Annotated in this window: 13 protein-coding genes; 9 read left to right on the forward strand and 4 right to left on the reverse strand. The window is 65.1% G+C overall.

Annotated elements, in window-relative coordinates; all coding sequences use genetic code 11:
• Positions 1-40: 40 nt before the first annotated feature.
• Genes QZ294_RS02405 through QZ294_RS02420 form a run of 4 tightly spaced genes read right to left on the reverse strand, consistent with a single transcriptional unit; the run spans position 41 to position 7,139 of the window.
• Positions 41-1,018 (reverse strand): hypothetical protein, encoded by a 978-nt coding sequence (locus QZ294_RS02405; RefSeq protein WP_297046209.1) that lies wholly within the window; start codon positions 1,016-1,018, stop codon positions 41-43.
• 7 nt (positions 1,019-1,025) lie between these two features.
• Positions 1,026-1,472 carry a hypothetical protein gene (locus QZ294_RS02410; protein ID WP_297046212.1) on the reverse strand — a complete coding sequence of 149 codons (447 nt, stop codon included), beginning with the start codon at positions 1,470-1,472 and terminating at the stop codon, positions 1,026-1,028.
• Between the two features lie 21 nt (positions 1,473-1,493).
• The gene (locus QZ294_RS02415; RefSeq protein WP_297046215.1) at positions 1,494-2,687 is read right to left on the reverse strand and encodes a hypothetical protein; all 1,194 of its coding nucleotides are present in this window, start codon (positions 2,685-2,687) and stop codon (positions 1,494-1,496) included.
• A 42-nt stretch (positions 2,688-2,729) separates the two neighbouring features.
• Positions 2,730-7,139 carry a hypothetical protein gene (locus QZ294_RS02420; RefSeq protein ID WP_297046218.1) on the reverse strand — a complete coding sequence of 1,470 codons (4,410 nt, stop codon included), beginning with the start codon at positions 7,137-7,139 and terminating at the stop codon, positions 2,730-2,732.
• 578 nt (positions 7,140-7,717) lie between these two features.
• On the opposite strand from QZ294_RS02420, the gene pgl reads away from it, so the two are divergent.
• The 9 genes from pgl (at position 7,718) to bla (ending at position 17,930) form a co-directional block, all read left to right on the forward strand.
• Positions 7,718-8,479, forward strand: coding sequence for a 6-phosphogluconolactonase (pgl, locus tag QZ294_RS02425; RefSeq protein WP_297046221.1), 762 nt, complete (start codon positions 7,718-7,720; stop codon positions 8,477-8,479).
• 61 nt (positions 8,480-8,540) lie between these two features.
• A complete protein-coding gene (locus tag QZ294_RS02430; protein WP_297046223.1) occupies positions 8,541-10,382 on the forward strand; it encodes a sigma 54-interacting transcriptional regulator in 1,842 nt (613 codons plus the stop codon).
• Positions 10,382-10,990, forward strand: a complete 609-nt coding sequence (locus QZ294_RS02435) for a MarC family protein (RefSeq protein WP_297046226.1) — start codon at positions 10,382-10,384, stop codon at positions 10,988-10,990. The genes QZ294_RS02430 and QZ294_RS02435 overlap by 1 nt, the downstream gene beginning before the upstream one ends.
• Before the next feature lie 40 nt (positions 10,991-11,030).
• Entirely contained in the window at positions 11,031-11,633 is a 603-nt protein-coding gene (locus tag QZ294_RS02440; RefSeq protein WP_297046228.1) for a MarC family protein, read from the forward strand.
• Between the two features lie 18 nt (positions 11,634-11,651).
• Positions 11,652-13,151 carry a GGDEF domain-containing protein gene (locus QZ294_RS02445; protein ID WP_297046234.1) on the forward strand — a complete coding sequence of 500 codons (1,500 nt, stop codon included), beginning with the start codon at positions 11,652-11,654 and terminating at the stop codon, positions 13,149-13,151.
• A gap of 13 nt (positions 13,152-13,164) precedes the next feature.
• Positions 13,165-14,490: an NCS2 family permease gene (locus QZ294_RS02450; RefSeq protein WP_297046237.1), complete on the forward strand. Its 1,326-nt coding sequence runs from the start codon at positions 13,165-13,167 to the stop codon at positions 14,488-14,490.
• A gap of 52 nt (positions 14,491-14,542) precedes the next feature.
• Positions 14,543-15,940 carry a sodium-dependent transporter gene (locus tag QZ294_RS02455; protein ID WP_297046239.1) on the forward strand — a complete coding sequence of 466 codons (1,398 nt, stop codon included), beginning with the start codon at positions 14,543-14,545 and terminating at the stop codon, positions 15,938-15,940.
• 26 nt (positions 15,941-15,966) lie between these two features.
• Positions 15,967-16,908 carry an NAD(P)-dependent oxidoreductase gene (locus QZ294_RS02460; protein ID WP_297046242.1) on the forward strand — a complete coding sequence of 314 codons (942 nt, stop codon included), beginning with the start codon at positions 15,967-15,969 and terminating at the stop codon, positions 16,906-16,908.
• 107 nt (positions 16,909-17,015) lie between these two features.
• A complete protein-coding gene (gene bla / locus QZ294_RS02465) occupies positions 17,016-17,930 on the forward strand; it encodes a class A beta-lactamase (protein WP_297046245.1) in 915 nt (304 codons plus the stop codon).
• The last annotated feature ends 64 nt before the right edge of the window (positions 17,931-17,994 follow it).

The raw sequence follows: 17,994 nt of genomic DNA on the forward strand, positions 1-17,994 counted from the left end.
GGACGCTGCCTTCGGGAGCTTTTCCGCATGGCGGGATGCTCTACGGCTCCTCATCCGGGAACGACACGGGCAGCACGCCCGGCGTGACGGCGCCCTCCCCGGCGGCGTTCTCCTCCGCCGTTGCCAGCGCGGCCTGTTCCGCCTCCCGCGCGGCCAGCTTCGCCGCCTCGGCATCCATGGCCTCCCAGTGCCGGAAGACGCGGGGCAGCGCCGCCGAACCGTTGCGCTCGATATTCAGCCAGCGCAGCTCCTCGCCGGGGGTGCCGGCGTCCAGTTCGTCGCAAAAGCGGATCCGCAGCGCCGCCGAGCCTTCGGGGCGCGGATAGACGCCCACCTTGCGCCCCAGAAAGACCAGGGGCCTGGCCGCCCGCCCGGGCGTGCAGGGAACGAACGACAGCAGATAGCGCTCCTGCGCGGCCATGAGCTTCTGGCGGATGGACTCGCCCGCCAGCAGGCAGGCGCCGCTGACCGACAGGTTGAGCAGGCTCGGCGCCTCGCGCCCGGCAAACGGGGCGGCCAGCAGCCGCTCCAGATCGCCCCGGCGCCGGGGCGGCGCCTCCACGAGCACGAGGGCCGCGTCCTCCACGCGGCCGGGACCGCAGGCGATGCGGTCATGGCGGCGGCGCCGCCGGATCTTCGAGGGCAGCGAAACGCGAAGCTCCAGCGTTTTCGGCAGATTGTTGCGGCCAAGCTCGCGCTCAAGGATGGTGGCGCGGCCCTCATACTCCACGCGGATGACATCCCGGAGCGCGCGCGGCAGGTCCAGGGAGAAGGCGTAGGCGCAGGCCGGGTCCTGCGGCGCGCGGTCGCCGAAGGCGAAGTCATAGCCCTCGGCCCTGAAACGCGCCATCTGGCCGCTGACGGCCGTGATGCCGCCGTGCAGGGTCACGTCCGCCTCGTTGATGGCGTCCAGGCGCAGGTGGCACCTCAGGGTGACGGCCGAGCGCTGCGCCCGGGCGGCCTGGAAGATGCCCAGGATGTCCGGCTGCCAGAGGTTGAGCTTGTCGCGCGGGTTCATGGGCCGGTCAATGCCAGTCCTGAAGGGTCATGGTCAGGGCGTGGGGATTGTCCCGATAGTCCAGCGCGCAGAAATTCCGTTCAGGGAAGACATCGTGGATGAAGCGGTCCACGGCGAGCAGGAGCAGGTGGATGATGAGGTTGGTGTAGAGTTCCTCATGGCGGCGCATCTCGGGGTTGCCCAGCGGCAGCAGATTGTCCTTGGCCGCCACATGCAGGGCCAGCTCCGCCTCGAGGAGGACGCCGAGCCAGGTGACGATCTCCGCGTTGTCGGCAAAACGCGTGGCATAGGTGCGGTCGGTCTCGCGGATGATCTTGACGGGGAGATGCATCATGCCCTCGCCCGCTGAACGCAGGAGCCACGCGCTCACCGGGCTGGTTTTCTCGATCTGCGCGGCAATGGCCGCGGCACACTGGTGCTGGAGGCGTGTGCGGCCGGGATCATCATCTGGCATGGGGGACTCCTTGTGGCCGCTTCAGGCGCGGTCGCGTTCCTTTTTCCAGGCGGCGCGCGCCTGCATGACCCGGGCAAGATGGGCCGGCGCCACGACCTCCTCGCTGAAATGCGCCAGCACATCGCGCCGCGCCATGCGGGCCACGGGCGAAAGCTCCCGCGCGCTTTCGCGCGGACGGTCCGGCGCCAGGACCTGGACCACGGCCCGCGCCACGACCTCCGCGCCGCCTTCGGGCAGTTCAAGCATGTTGACGCCCGGACGCAAAAAATTGGCCGCCGTGGAGCGAGCCATGAGCAGAGTCTCACAACTCATGCATTCCAGCAAGCACCTTTCCGCGGCATCGCCCCCGCCGGGGCAGACCACCAGCCGCGAGGCCGCCAGAAGATCGCGGTAGCGGTCGAACGGCAGGGAATTGTACGCCGCGAACCGGCTGCGGCTTGCGGCGGGCCACGCATCGACGGCCGTTTCCACGGCTTGGCGCAGGCTCCCGTTTTCCGTGAGCATGACCACCCGGCAGCGGGGCAGGGCCTGGAGCACGGCGCGGCCGACGCCAAGCAGGGCCGCCAGCCGCTGCCTCTCAAGACCGGTGGCGTCCAGCGTCAGCAGCGGCGCGGCAGGCTTCCCTCCGGTCGCCTCTCCGGCGCCCCACGGGTCCGCCGCCGCGCGCGAAAAGACTTCGGCATCCACGCAGGGCGGCACCAGATGGATGGCCGCCCGGAGCGGCTCGGGAAACAGCCGCCGCTGCCGTTCGCTGAACGCGAAACAGAGGTCCCCCTGCAGGAAAAGCGCGCTTTGCAGCAGGCTCCAGGCGTCGCGCACCGCTCCCGGCAGGAGGGAAAGATTTTTCAGCCCGCTTTCCGCATAGGTCACAAGAAAGGCTTCGGGAAACGCCTGCGGCGCGAAAAACGCGGCGCCCCCGGCAAGGGAGGCAAAGATGATGTCCGCCGCGCCCCAGGACTGGCGCAGCGCCAGCAGGGAGCGCAGGCCGCCGCTCCCCCGTCTGATCGCCTCTTCCCAAAGTTGCGGCACGGTGGGCGGCGCATCGCCGAAAAGAGGGGCGTTTTTCAGGCGCACGCGCCGCACGCCGGCCAGCGCGTAGTCCTTGCGCTGGCGGTTGGAGGCGAAGAGAACCTCGTTTTCCGGCGCGGCCGCCAGCGTGCGCGCCAGCGGCCCGAGATCGCCGGGGAAATAGTTGCTGATGAAGAGTATGCGCATGGCAGGAAACGGCGGCGGCCCAAAGGCCGCCGCCGGAGTTGGTTAACCGTTGGAGGTGGCGAGTTCGTTGGCCGCGGCCTGCACGGCATGGTCCTCCGCGCTCGTGGTATCGACCGAGAGCGTGGTCTCCAGCGTGACGCCTTCGCCGTTCTCATAGGTGGTCGTGGTCCCGTTGTCCGAGTCCCCCACCTTCTGCCACTGGTCGCCCAGGATGAGGATGTCTCTGCCGTTCTCATCCTTGCCCATGGAGAAGCCGTACTCCTTGGCAAGGGCGTCCATGTTCTGGAGGCTCGTGTCAACGCCCTTGAGCATAACTTCCACGCCATTCACCATGGGCATGTCCTTGTCATGCTGCTCCCAGTTGCCCAGCATGTCGGCAAGGGTATGGCCCCCCTTGTCGGCGCTCAGCAGGAAGTCGATGCCCTCGCCGCCGTCGATGAGATAGTCGGAGGGGTCATAGACGATGAGGTCGTCGCCGGAGCCGGCGTAGATGGTGTCGCTGCCCGCGCCGCCATCGAGGTAGTCGTTGCCCGCGCCGCCATCGAGGAGATCATTGCCGGAACCGCCGTAGAGGATGTCGTCCCCCTCACCGCCGTAGAGTTTGTCATCGCCCGCGCCGCCATACAGGATGTCGTCTCCGGCGCCGCCGTCAAGAACGTCATTTTCCGCCCTGCCCGCCCCGGAGGAGGAGACGTCAAACTCCTTGTGATGCTCGCGGATGTAGTCTGCGCGGTGCGCGGCGTCCACTTCGTCGGGCAATACGCCTTCGGGGATCTCGTCGCCGAAGAGGATATCGTTGCCCTCGCCGCCCATGAGCGTGTCGCCGGAATGGGTAGGACCGAGGATGGACGAAGCGATGTCTTCGGGAGCGCTGCTCTCGGCACCGGGATAGTTACCCATGTTGAGAGTGCCGCCGTCCGGGACAACGAAGGCGACGTCTTGTCCAGAATTACTCATCAATTCTTTGAAGGCATCCTTAGTGTCATCTATATGCCATTTCATTTCTGAGTTGGCATCGAGTTCACCCGCGATTGCCCCGAGCATCCAGACATTCTTCTCCGCATTCCAGTAGGCGACTACCGGAACTTCTTTCCCGTTGTCACCGTTATGATTGTCCGTCAATTGAAGACCGATACGGTCACCCTTATTGTGTATGAGCCGGCCACCAATATACCAGTCAAAGGCAAATTCAGCGTAGCCCTTTTCGTTAATCGTGAGAACGGCCTTTTCACCCGCGTAGACGGTATAGGACTCGCCTGGCCTGTAGCCCTCGAGGGCAAGCATATTTACATGGATTGCTGGATTATCGTTCAGCATGCCCAGCACATTCTCGACATGGATATCATAGGTGAAGTCACCGCTCTTGCCGGAATCAAAGTCGACCAGAGGGACACGGCCAATTGCAGAATTCGCCGTCATATCAAGGCGGAAATGCACGCTGGCGTCGCTATCCGTGAACATGAAGGTCTTGTTGACGAAACCATCATCCTGCTGTTGGGCGAACCACGCGCTGGCATAGTTGAAGGCCAGTTCATGGTTGGTCTGCTCTTCCATGACGGAATGAATCGAGTCCATCCCGTTCGGACCCTTCGGGTGCGCTTCCGCAATATCCTCCAGGGCAGCCATAAGGCGATCGAACGCGCCGTCCTCGCTAAGGTTGACGGTTTCCAGTTGGGTGGCATGGGAATGGTAGCCCATGAGCATGATGTTGATGGTACCCCCGTTGTCGGCCATGCCGTCCCGGAGTTCCTCAAAGGTCTTCGTCAGTTGCTCCTTGATGGCGTCAATGTTGCTCCCTTTGGACGTATCCACCAGAAAAGCGAGGTTGGCATTGACGGCTTCCGTGTCGCTGCCGCCCACAAGGATGTCGTCGCCGCTGCCGCCAAGCAGCACGTCCCGGCCCTCGCCGCCGGAAAGGAAGTCGTCGCCGCCGCCGCCGATGAGCACGTCGTCTCCCTTGCCGCCGAAGAGCAGATCGTTGCCGTCGCTCTCCTTCTCATGAGCAGCCACCTTCTTCTCAAAGGTACTCAGCTCTTCGCGGTTCATGCCCTGAATGGACTCGACAGGAGGCATGTCAGAGAACATGCTCTTTTCGCCGTCGCCGAGCAGGATGTCATCCCCACTCATCCCAAAGAGCAGATCGTTGCCCGCGCCCCCGGCCAGAGCATCGTCTCCTCCCTTGTCGGAAAGGTCATCGAGCTTGTCCGCCACGCTTTCCGCATTGGCCCACAGGGAGGCGGCGATATCTTCCGCGCTGTCTTCAGACTCCGCATCGACAAGACCCCGCAGGGCATCATCGTTCGCCTTTTGCGTGCCCTCCTTGTCATAAGCGCCGTTTTCGTCAAACTCGGCTCCCACGATACGGTCGCCGAAGAGGACATCGTTCCCCGCTCCCCCATCAATGGTGTCATTGTTCTGAACTACCAGCTTGTCGTTGACAATGCCCAGAAATTTGTTGGCGATGAACGTCCAGTCGGGCAAATATTCCACATGGGAAGCATCTGTAGCGTAGTCATTGAGTCCCTTGGCATCAGTGGCTGAGGTGCCGATGACGATAGTCGTGACATCGGATACTCCCTGAAGCGAACCAGCGGTCCCCAGCGTATGCTCCTGGGAACTGCCGTAAATATCCTGACCCTCATATTCATTAAGGAGGGTCTCGTTGGCAAGCGAACCCTTGACGATGCAGGGGGCGTAGTAACTCTTGCCATCGTCAGTGGTGAAATGCCCCATGACAACAGGCACAGACCATTTCTTCGCGCCATCATGGCATTCTTCGCTGACCTGCTTCAGCTGGGTAGCATCTCCTTCGGTGTTTACACCCAGAACAAGCCCCTGTTCGTTGATGACAAGAGCATTACCGTCTTTGCACTGCACGATGAATACCTGTCCCGGCTTCCAGGGAATATCGCTCCACGCGCTGATAGAATGGTTTTCTTGAATACCTGTCTCCGTATTCAGAAAGGAATAGGAAGAAACTTGCGATAAATCCCAGGTGGAGAACTCGGTTTGATAGTTGGGCATAGAGGTATTCAGGTAGTTTCCGGAGCCGGTGATGGGTTCCAGATAGGCGGTGGCGCCGCCATCGGAAATCACAAAGCTTTGGTTAACGAAGTTGCCGGCAGAGTGTTCCGCAAACCAGCCTTCTGCAAACTGCATAGCTGCATCATAGTTCGTTGCTGTATATGTATAGTTACCATTAAATCCCCATGATGAACTGACATTGTAGATGACTCTTGAATTGAAGTCGGAAATGATATGGTCGATGAAGCTTTGCGGGTCTGCATAGTCTTTTCCTTCTCCAAATTCATCACTATAGATGCGTGTGACGATCTGTCCAAGCCCTGCCGTCTTGTCAGGATTATTGTTGCTCGTCGTTTCCGTGAGTTTGCCGTTGTCATATTTATATCCAGCGGCATCGCACACGCTGTATTCTATGTAAGCGCGCCCCCCCTCATTACCAACTGTTACTGTTGCGTAAGATTCAACTTTAACGTCAAATCCCTCAAGGAGAATATTCAGAGTTGATCCTTCTGGAAGTGTGTCATAGGCATTAGCAATATAGTCGCCCGTCTTTTCCAGACTCGCGTACAGGGCAGGATAGCTCAACACCTCACCCTTGCAGGAAATGAAACAGCGACACTCCTCTCCATCGTGATTGTAGAGGAAGGAACCGTCCGGCTGCGGAGTCAGCCCGAGGTTAGCGAGCGTCTCCTGATTTGCACTCCACTTGCCCGACTTGTCATCATACTCCATTCGATCCGCCACATTGAGGCCGACCTTTTCGACGCTGCCGTTGCCCGAGGCGTCAAGCAAAAAGGCGAGATTGTAGGTCGTATGCGGTGTGAACTGTGTCTCAGATTCACCACCGATGACGATATTGTGTGCGCCATCGGCATCGGGCACCGGGTCCGGCGTCACCGTGATTTCGGTGGGCAGTTCGGGGTCTTCGGGAGTTCCGGGCGTCGTCCCCGGAATGACCGGCCCCTGGGCCAGCAGGCCGCCCTCGTCATCCCCGCCGCCCACGGCGTTGGGGTGGTCCTCCCACTCGAAGGCGCGGGAAAAGCCCCAGTCCAGCCCGTTGAGGTGGTCGATGCCGTCCGCGAGGTCCGCGTTGCCCCATTCGTGGAAGCGGCCGCCCGTGGGCGTGGCGCCCGTGCCGGGACCGGCGGCGGGCATGAGGTCAGGCTCGTTCATGGCCGCGAAAAAGTCCGCCGCCGCCACCTCGGTGCCGTCGATGCTGAACGAGGGCAGGTTCTCCTCGTTGTATTCCGTGTAGAAGCCCTGGAGGTTCAGGCTCGAACCGTCCTCGAACTGGATGGCGAGATCGTCGCCCTCCCGCGCCAGCGTGGCGTCCGTGGTGGGAAAGTCGAAGACGAAGCGCGCTTCGGGAGCGCAGGGAATGGTCTGGGAAGCGCCCGCCGCGGGCTTTGCGAGAAGGATGTCGGCCATGATGAGTTCCCCCTTGGCTTGGATTTCTGATGTGGTCGTCGTCTGCGTCGTTGCTCAGTTGTTGTTCAGGTATCGGACATTGGTCATGGATGCCCCGGGCCAGTGCCGCCGGGCCATGTCAGGCCCGGAAAACAGAACACCCCGAAACGGACGAAGGCCGTTTCAGGGTGTCGGAGCCTGGGATTTGGGCACGCGAAACAACGCCGCCCCGCGAAGCACGGGAGCGTTATAATTGATGTGAGGGTGAGTGAGTGCGAGAACACTTGAGTACCTGCCCATGACAGACGGGAAACCTCGACATCGGGCGCGCCGGGCGACAACGCCACCGCGCGCGGCAACTTCCGGTGGCGTGCCCGTCATGACGACACGGCAATGCCCGGCCGGAAGACCAGTCGAGTTCCAAGGTCGGCAGGAACTCTTCCGAAGTGCAGCTTCAGATGGCTTCACAGTAGCCGTTCCCCCAAAAATGTCAAGCGCCGGACGCCCCACGGGAAAAATGGCTTTTCTCCCGGGCGCGTCTGTGGCATACTTCGCGTGCGCCGCGCCCTTCCGGAGCGGCCAAACGCAAGGAGCCGCCAATGACGGGCCGCAGCCGTTCCATCCATCTTTCGCTCCACATCCACAAAACTCCGGAGGCCATGGCCGAGCGCGCCGCCCACCTCTTCGCCGCCGCCTGCGAAGAGGCCGTGAACGAGCGCGGCGTCTTCAGGGTCGCGCTCTCCGGCGGCCAGACGCCGGTGCCGCTCTTCCACCTGCTCGCCCAGAGCGACTGGGCGGACCGTCTGCCCTGGGACAAGATGGTCTTTTTCTGGGCGGACGAGCGGTGCGTGGGTCCCGACCACCCTGAAAGCAACTACGGCATGGCCCGGCGCGAACTTCTGAGCCATGTGCCGGCCACCCATTTCTACCGCATGCGCGGGGAGGAAGACCCCGTGGAAGCCGCCGCGCGCTACGAGGCGCAGATCCGCGAGGATTTCGCCCTGGCGCCCGGGGCGCTGCCCCGCTTCGACTTCATCCTGCTCGGCATGGGCGAGGACGGGCACACGGCCTCCATCTTCCCCAATTCGCCGCTGCTCGGCGTCAAAAAGCCGGAGGAAAAGCGCCGCCTCGTGGCCGATGTCTATGTGCCCGAGCGCAAGGCCGACCGCATCACCCTGACGCTGCCGGTACTCAACAACGCCCGTTGCTGCATGTTCCTCGTGGCCGGCGCGGAAAAGCACGCGGCCCTCGCCAACGCGCTCAACCTGCTCACCGAGCCGGTATTGCCGGCCCAGCTCGTGCGTCCCCGTATCGGAGACCTCATCTGGATCGTGGACGAGGCGGCGGCCCTGGGCCGCTGAGCGGCGCAGCGCCGGCCGACCATGAACGGCACGCGCCACGAGTTGCAAACGCCCGGAAGCCATGACAGCCAACGCCGCCCTTGAGGCCCGCCTGCACGCCGTTCTGGCCCAGTTGCCGGGAGGGGTCTGCGTTGCGGACGACTGGCGCCTGCTGTACGCCAACACGGGGCTGCGCGCCCTTTTGGACAGCGCGGACGCGGAACCGCCCGCCACGGCCATGGGGCGCTGGCTGGCCCAGGGCGCGCTGGAAGGCTTCGGCGCCCACGACGCCGGCGAGATCCCGGGCCAGCGCGGCCGCCTGCTCTTCCGGCACGGCGACGGCGCCACCTACCTGATCCACTGGTGGGACGCCCCGGCCGACGACACCCCGGCCGCCCATGCCGGCGCGGGGGACAGCGCCCCCGGCGACGGCGCGCCCGACGGCGCGCGGCTGCGCTGCTTCACCGTGCAGGAGCTGCCCCCGGGCGGCCTGGAACGGGCGGCGCGCCAATCCCTGCGCGAGCTGGACAGCGTGCTCGAATTCATCCACGACGGCATCTGGGTCATCGACGGCCAGGGCGTGACGCGGCGCATCAACCGCGCCATGGAGCGCATCGCCGGCATCCGCGCCTGCGAGGTGGTGGGGCGCCATGTGAGCGAGCCACTGCGCGAGGGGCGCTTCAAGACCTGCGTCACCCTGCGCGCCCTGGAAACGCGGCACACGGTGACGCTGTTCGACGACTATTCCAACGGCAAGCGCTGCCTCAACACCAGCACGCCGGTCTTTGACGAGGACGGCAGGGTCTGGCGCGTCATCGCCGCCATCCGCGACATCACGGAACTGGAGAACCTCCAGACCAAGCTCTCCAACCTTGAGGTCGAGGCGCTGGCCTACCGCCTGCGCGCCCAGGGGCTGGAAGGCGAGAGCAAGAGCGGACTGCTGGGCCAGAGCCTGCTTGTGCAGCGCGTGCGCCAGGACATCGCCAAGGCCGCCCAGGCCGAGGCCATGACGCTCATCCTGGGCGAGACCGGCACGGGCAAGTCCATGGCGGCCAAGCTCATCCACGACATGAGCGCCCGCGCGGACAAGCCCTTCGTGGCCGTCAACTGCGGCGCCATCCCGCCCGCGCTCATGGAGTCGGAGCTTTTCGGCTACGAGGGGGGCGCCTTCACCGGCGCGGCGCGCGGGGGCAAGCGCGGCATGCTGGAGCTTGCCCAGGGGGGGACCCTGCTGCTGGACGAGGTGGGCGAGCTTTCCCTGCCCATGCAGGCCAAACTCTTGCATGTGCTGGACGGCCAGCCCATCTATCGCGTGGGCGGCACCCAGCCCATCGTGGTCGACACGCGCCTGATCGCCGCCACCAACCAGCCCCTGGAAAAGATGGTGGCCGACGGCCGCTTCCGCGAGGATCTTTTCTACCGCCTGCGCGTGCTCTGCGTGGAGATGCCGCCCCTGCGCGAACGGCGCGACGACATCCTCCTGCTCGCCTGGTACTTCCTGCGGAAGATCGGCCAGGAGACCGGCACCACCAAGCGCCTGGACCCGCGCACCGAACAGATCTTCCTGGCCTATGCCTGGCCCGGCAATGTCCGGGAGCTTCAGAGCGTCATCCAGTCCCTGCTCACACTCTGCGAGCGGCAGAACATCCTGCCCGGCGACCTGCCCTCCTATATGCGCGAGGCGGCCGAGGAGGCGCCCGAAGCCGCCGCGCCCAGAGAATCCCTGACCTCGGCTGTGGAACGCCTGGAGCGGGACATGCTCTCCGCCGCCCTTGCCGAGACCGGCAGCACCTACAAGGCCGCGCACCGTCTGGGCATCAGCCAGTCCTCGGTGGTGCGGAAGGCGCGGAAGTACGGGCTTCAGGCGGCCGCCGCGCCGGGCTGGACCGGAAGGATAACCCCCAGGACCGACAGGGTGAAGTGATGGAAGAACTCGCCGTGGGCAAGATCGTGGGCCTCGCCATCAAGCTCTATGCGCTCATGACCCCGCCGGCCGTGCTCAGCGCCTTCATCTCGCATATGCGCGGGCACAGCAAGCGCGAGAAGTATCTGGTCGCCTGCAAGGCTTCCATCGCCATTTTCCTTGTGGGCGAGGTGCTCTTCATCTTCGGCTCGCACCTTTTCGCGCTGTTCGGCTTCACGCTGGACGCCTTCCGCATCGGCGTGGGCCTGCTCCTCTTTCTCACGGCCATTTCGCTGATGAACGAGGACGAGACCGCCCCGCCCGTGCGCCACGGCGCGGACATCAGCGTGGTGCCGCTTGCCATCCCGCTGGGCATGGGACCCTCGGCCATCGGCACGGTCATGGTCCTGGGCGCGCAGTCCACGGGGACGCTGGATCTGCTGGTGGGCACCTTCTGCCTGCTCCTGGCCTCCATCTGGATGGCGGCGCTCCTCTGCCTGGCGGACCCGGTGCAGCGGGTCATCGGGCGCACGGGCATCGCGGTCATGGCTAAGCTCACGGCACTCCTGCTTTCGGCCATCGCGGCCCAGGTGATCTTTACCGGCATCAGGGGATTCCTGCGCCACTAGCGCCCGCACCGGGGCGGAACTTTCAGGGGACGGAAACGGTATGGACGGTCTCATCAGCGATGTGGTGGGAACAAGCATCAAGCTCTATGCGCTCATGACGCCGCCGGCCGTGCTCAGCGCCTTTCTGGGCCACACGCGCGACTATGACGCGCGCAAAAAGCACGCCACGGCGCTCAAGACCTCCACGGCCATCTTCATCATCGGCGTGGTGCTCTATCTCTGCGGCTCCAGCCTGTTCGAGCTGTTCGGCTTCACGCTGGACGCCTTCCGCATCGGTTCCGGCGTCCTGCTCATGCTCACGGCCATCGCCCTCATGCGCGATGACGGCGAGACCGAACATACGCATACCGAAGGCGACATCAGCGTGGTGCCGCTTGCCATCCCCCTGGGCATGGGTCCGGCCTCCATCGGCGCGGTCATGGTCATGGGCGCTTCCGCGCGCACCTCGCACGAGCTGACCCTGGGCGTCTTTTCGCTGTTGCTGGCCGCGCTGGGCATGTTCCTGCTCCTCCGCATGGCCGACATCGTGGGCCGCCTGCTCCATGCCACGGGCATCGCGGTGCTCGCCAAGCTCACGGGGCTGCTGCTGGCCGCCATCGCGGCCCAGGTGATCTTCACCGGGGTGCGCGGCTTTCTCGGATAATCGCGGGAGAAGATCTTCATGAGCGAACGCACCTCCAGACAGGCATCCTCCCCGGAACACGCCGCCGAATCCCCCTCCCGCGCGCATCGCGCCAGGGGGCTGCGCCTGGTGCTGGTCAACAGCGTCATCCTCATCCTGACCATGGCGCTCTTCGTCTTTCTCATCCACACCACCATCCACATGGCGGATGAATACAAGCGAAGCGCCAAGGCCATGGAGACCTATATCGCCTGGGAGGAGGCGGGCCAGAGCGTGCGCCGCGGCTCGGACCTGCTCACCGATCTGGTGCGCCTCTTCGTGCAGACTCTGGACAGGAAATATGCCGACCGCTACTTCATGGAAGTCTATTCCACCAGAAGCCGGGAAACGGCCGTGGAGCGGCTCGCGGGCGAGCATGTGCGCGCCGGGGAGCACAACTGCATCCACACCGGCATCGCCCTTTCCAACGCCCTCACCCACCGGGAGATCTACGCCATCCGGCTCGCCGCCGAGGCCGCGCATCTGGACCTCGCGACCTTTCCCGAGCAGGTGCGCGAGCTTCGCCTCAGCGCGGCCGACCGCCAGTTGTCCCCCGAGGGCAAGGCCGCGCGGGCGCGCGAACTCGTCTTTGACCGGGAATACCGCGAGGCGAAACTGAAGATCCTGAACGCCGTCTCGCATTTCATGGAAGACGTGCTCGTCCGCGCGCGGGAGGCGCAACTGCAGAGCACCGAGGACCTGGGCATCGTGCTCGCGCGGCAGCGCCTGTTTCTCGTGGCTCTGAGCCTTCTGGCCGTCATCACGTTCGTCATGGGGATCATCCTCGTCATCCGGCCGCTGCGGATCTTCAACCGCTGCATCCGCGAAGGCCGGCCGCTCGCGTCCGTCGGCGCGCAGGAGTTCCGCGAGCTTGCCGGAACCTACAACGAGATCTTCGCCCTCAAGGAACAGCAGGACATGCTGCTCCGCCACAAGGCCGAGCATGACCCGCTCACCGAGCTTCTCAACCGCAGCGCCTTTGACGGCCTGCGCCAGGTCCTGAACGGCGAAGACCACCCCGTGGGACTCATCCTCCTGGACGTGGACCACTTCAAGGAAGTCAACGACATCCACGGCCACGAGGTTGGCGACGCCGCCCTGAAACGCGTGGCAACGCTGCTGCGCACGACCTTCCGCTCCGGCGACTTCTGCATCCGCCTGGGCGGTGACGAGTTCGCGGTCATCCTCACGGACAGGGCGCCCGGCATCCGCCAGGTCATTGCCGACAAGATCGCCGCCATCAACGAGGCCCTGAGCAGCCCCGAAGGCGCGGTGCCCCCGCTTTCCATCAGCGTGGGCGTGGCCTTTTCCCGCGCGGGCTTCCCCGACAGCCTCTACGGCGATGCGGACAGCGCCCTCTACCGCGTCAAGGAGGGCGGCCGCCGGGGCTGCGCGTTTTTCGAGGAGACCGGCGCCGGGGCGGACCGCTCCGCGCGGGAAGGACGCCCGCGCCATGACGGCAGCACGACGGACGCCGACCCGGCGGCGCGCGACGCCTGACCCCGGAGAGCGCATGCAGCTCCTGGAACGCCTTTTCCATCTCCGCGAGCGCGGGACCACGCTCAGGACCGAATGCCTGGCCGGGCTGACCAGCTTCATGTCCATGTGCTATGTGCTCTTCGTCATCCCGGCCATGCTCGCCGATGCGGGCATGCCCGCGGCGGAGACGGGCACCGCCCTCGTCTGGGTCACGGTGGGCGCCACGCTCGTCATGGGGCTGTGGGCGGGCTTTCCCGTGGCCGTGGCCCCGGGCCTCGGCATCTCGGCCTTTTTCGCCTACTATGTCTGCGGGCCGGCGGGCTATACCTGGGAGACGGGTCTCGGCGCGGTCTTCATTTCCGGCGTGATCTTTCTGCTGCTCACCGTCACGCGCCTGCGCCAGATGATCATCGACGCCGTGCCCATGGACCTCAAATACGCCATCGTGGTCGGCATCGGGACCTTCATCGCCTTCATCGGCATGAAGAACTGCGGCCTGGTGGCCGCCTCACCCTCCACCTTCGTCACCTTGGGCGACCTGGGGCAGCCGGCGGCCCTGCTGGCCGTGGCTGGCGTTTTTCTCATCAGCGCCCTCATGGCCCTGCGCGTCACCGGCGCCATGGTCATCGGCATCGTGGCCGTGACCGCGGCGGGCATGCTCCTGGGGGCAACGCCCGCACCCACGGCCGAAACGCTTGCCGGAAGCTTCAGCCGCGCCGGCTCGCTCGTTCCCTCGGGGCTTTTCCTGCGCATGGACCTCACGGGCGCCCTGAGCCACGGGCTTTTCTCCATCATCTTCACCCTGACCATGGTGGACCTGTTCGACAACATGGGCGTGCTCATCGGGCTGGCGCAAAAGGCGGGCTTCATGCGGCCGGACGGACATATCCGCGGCCTGGACCGCGCCCTGATGACGGATTCGTTCGCCACCATGGCGAGCGCCCTTCTCGGCACGACCACCGCCACCAGCTACCTCGAATGCGCCGCCGGGGTCGCCGCCGGCGGCCGCACCGGACTCACGGCCGTGGTCATCGCCGGGCTTTTCCTCCTCTCGCTCTTCCTCATGCCGCTGGTGGCCCTGGTGCCCGCCTTCGCCACGGCGCCGGCGCTCATCATCGTGGGCGCGCTCATGATGCAGGAGGTGGGGCGCATCCGCTTTTCGGACTTCACCGTGGCGCTGCCCGCCTTTCTGACCATCATCAGCATGCCCCTGACCTTCAATATCGCCACGGGCTTCGGTTTCGGCTTTGTGAGTTATGTGGGCCTCAAGACCCTGACCGGGCGTCTGGGGGAAGTGCGGCCCATCATGTTCGTCATCGCGGTCTGCTTTGCCGTCAATTTCGCCCTGCGGCTCCAGTAGCGCGGGCGGCGACGCGGCTTTTCCGAAATCCATCGCATCAGGAGACAGGATCATGGACAAGAACGCCACAGGGAGCGGACGCGGCGGACGCGAGATGCTCGGCAGCCGCCTCGGCTTTCTGCTGCTTTCGGCGGGCTGCGCCATCGGGCTTGGCAACGTCTGGCGCTTTCCCTTCATCACCGGCGCCTATGGCGGCGCCATCTTCGTTCTTGTCTATGTCTTCTTTCTCTTCGCCATCCTGCCCGTCATGATCATGGAGTTCGCCGTGGGCCGCGCCTCGCGCCTGAACATGGGCCTGGCCCTTCGCAAGCTGGAACCGGCCGGCACCGGCTGGCACCGCTTCGGCTGGGTGGCCCTGGTGGGCAGTTACCTGCTCATGATGTTCTACACCACGGTCACGGGCTGGATGCTCTCGTACTGCTGGTTCGAGATCTCGGGCGCCCTCTCGGGCCTTTCCCCGGAGGGCGTGGGCGCCTTCTTTTCCGGCACGCTCGGCGACCCCGCCATCCAGGTGGCGGGCATGAGCGTCGCCGTGGGCCTGGGCTTCGCCGTCTGCGCCATGGGCGTGCGCCACGGGGTGGAGCGCGTGGTCAAGGGCATGATGCTCGGGCTTCTGCTCATCCTCGTCCTTCTGGTCATCCGCGCCCTGCTCCTGCCGGACGCGGAAAGCGGCGTGCGCTTCTACCTCATGCCCGACTGGGAGAAGTTCCGCGAGGTGGGCTTTTTCAACGTCTGCAACGCGGCCATGGGACAGGCGTTTTTCGCGCTTTCCGTGGGCATCGGCTCCATGACCATCTTTGGCAGCTACCAGCCGAAAGACCGCTCCCTCACCGGCGAGGCGCTGTGGATCATGGGCCTGGATACCCTGGTGGGCCTGCTGGCCGGTCTCATCATCTTCCCGGCCTGCTTCTCCTTCGGCGTGGCGCCCGGTTCCGGCCCGGGGCTTGTCTTCGTGACGCTGCCCAACATTTTCGACCACATGGAGGGCGGCCGCCTCTGGGGCGCGCTCTTCTTCGTCTTTCTCGCTTTCGCCTCGCTTTCCACGGTCATCGCGGTCTTTGAAAACATCATTTCCTACAGCGTGGATGTCTGGGGCATGCCGCGCCGCCGCGCCACGGTGCTGCACGCCGTGGTCATGTGGCTCCTCTCCCTGCCGTGCGCGCTGGGTTTCAACCTGCTCTCCGGCATCCAGCCTCTGGGCGCGGGCAGCACCATCCTTGATTTCGAGGATTTTCTCGTCAGCAACAACGTCCTGCCCCTGGGCGGCCTGCTCTTCCTGCTCTTCTGCTGCCTGCGGCGCGGCTGGGGCTGGGACAACTTCCTCCATGAGGCGGACCTGGGCCAGGGCATGAAATTCCCCCGCTGCCTCCGCTTCTACCTGACGTGGATATTGCCGTGCCTCATCCTCATCCTCTTCGCGGCCGGCTATGCCGACAGATTTCTGAAGTGACCCGGAACTCAACCAAGGAGACAATCATGCGTATCGTCCTGCTGGAAAACCTCGGCTGTTCCCCCGAACTCGTGGAAGAAAACGCCGCAAGGCTGCGCGCCCTGGGGCACGAGTTCACGGCCTGCCAGCGGACAACGGACATGGCGCGGCTCAAGGCCGAGACAGGGGATGCCGATGTCCTCATGCTCGCCAACATGCCTCTGCCCGCCGAAGTCCTGGCCCAGGCCCCGGACGTGAAGTTCATCGACGTGGCCTTCACGGGCGTGGACCATATCCCGGTCGCGGACGCGCGCTCGCGCGGCATCGCCATTTCCAATGCCTCGGGCTATGCCGACGAATCCGTGGCCGAGCTGTGCGTGAGCTTCATGATCCAGTTGCTGCGTCACCTGCCCGAAGCGGAGCGGCGCTGCCGCGAAGGGGGCACCAAGGCGGGACTGGGCGCCAATCTGCTCCAGGGCAAGACCGTGGGCCTGGTGGGCGCCGGCGCCATCGGCAAGCGCCTGGCCGCGCTCTGCAAGGCGTTCGGCTGCACGGTGCTGGCGCACAACCGCCGCCCCGTGAGCGACCCGGCCATCGACGAGAGCGTGAGCCTGGACGAACTGCTGCGGCGCGCGGACATCGTCTCCCTCCACTGCCCGCTCACGCCCGAGACCAGGGGCATGATCGGCGCGCCCGAACTGGCGAAGATGAAGAAGAGCGCCTTCCTCATCAATACCGCGCGCGGCCCGGTGGTGGACAATGCGGCCCTGGCCGCCGCGCTGGACGCGGGCGACATCGCGGGCGCGGCCTGCGACGTGTTCGACATGGAGCCGCCGCTTCCGGCCGACTATCCGCTCCTGCGCTGCAAGAACGCCATCGTCACGCCGCATCTCGCCTTCTACTCGCAGGAATCGCTGGAAGAACGCGCGAAGATCGCCTTCGCCAATCTCTTCGCGTGGCTGGAGGGCAGGCAGATCAACAAGATCTAGCAGCCACGTCCGCACGGAGACACCGATTTCCAGATCCCGCGCAGGGCCGGGTCCCCTTCCCGGCCCTGTCGCTGAACATCGTCCCCCATCATATGGAGAGAACCTCCATGCGCCGCATGCTCGCGCTCCTGCTCCTCATGCTTGGCCTGTGGCCGGCCGCGCCCGCCCGGAGCGCCGCCGACCTGCGACAGGAGCTGGAGACCTTCGTCGCCGGCAAGCCCGCCGACATCGGCATTGCCGTCATCATCAACAGCGACCGGACGGTCACGGTCAACAACGACCGGCGCTACCCGCTCATGAGCGTGTTCAAGTTCCACCAGGCCCTGGCGGTGGCGGACCGCCTGCGGGAGCTGCGCCTTCCGCTGGACACCCGGCTGTGGATCACCGCGCGCGACCTTGCGCCGGATACCTGGAGTCCCCTGCGCGACGCCCGGCCCGGCGGAAACTTCAGCATCTCCATCGCCGACCTTTTGCGGTACACGTTGCAGCAGTCGGACAACAACGCCTGCGACATCCTCTTCGAGCGCATCCGCTCCGTGGAGGACACCGAATCCTACATCCACAGCCTGGGCAGCCGCGACTGCGCCATCCGCGCCACAGAGGCCGAGATGCATGCCGACCTCGCCAACTGCCGGAAGAACTGGACGACGCCCCTGGCCGCCGCGCGCCTGCTGGAGAGCTTCCTGACGCGGGACATTCTGCCGCCCGCGTCCCACGCGTTCCTCACGGCCACAATGACCGGCTGCGCCACAGGCAAGGACAGGCTGGCCCGCCCCCTGGCGGGCACAGGCGCCATCTTCGGCCACAAGACCGGCACCGGCGACAGGGAGGCCGACGGCCGCCTCATCGCCTGCAACGACATGGGATTCGTCCTGCTGCCGGACGGCCGGCGCTATGTCATCGCCGTGTTCATCAGCGATTCGCGGGCCACGGACGCGGCGACCGCGCGCATGCTGGCCGACATTTCCGCCCTTGTGTACCGCCATGTGACGGCCGCCGCCGGGGCGCCCGGGGGGCGCTGATGCCGGCGCGACATATTCCATAAAAATTTCACAAATCATTTTTCCCTTATTTTTCAATAGATTA

Origin of the sequence: uncultured Desulfovibrio sp. (genome assembly GCF_910584445.1) — a bacterium.
In the GTDB taxonomy this organism is placed as follows: domain Bacteria; phylum Desulfobacterota; class Desulfovibrionia; order Desulfovibrionales; family Desulfovibrionaceae; genus Desulfovibrio.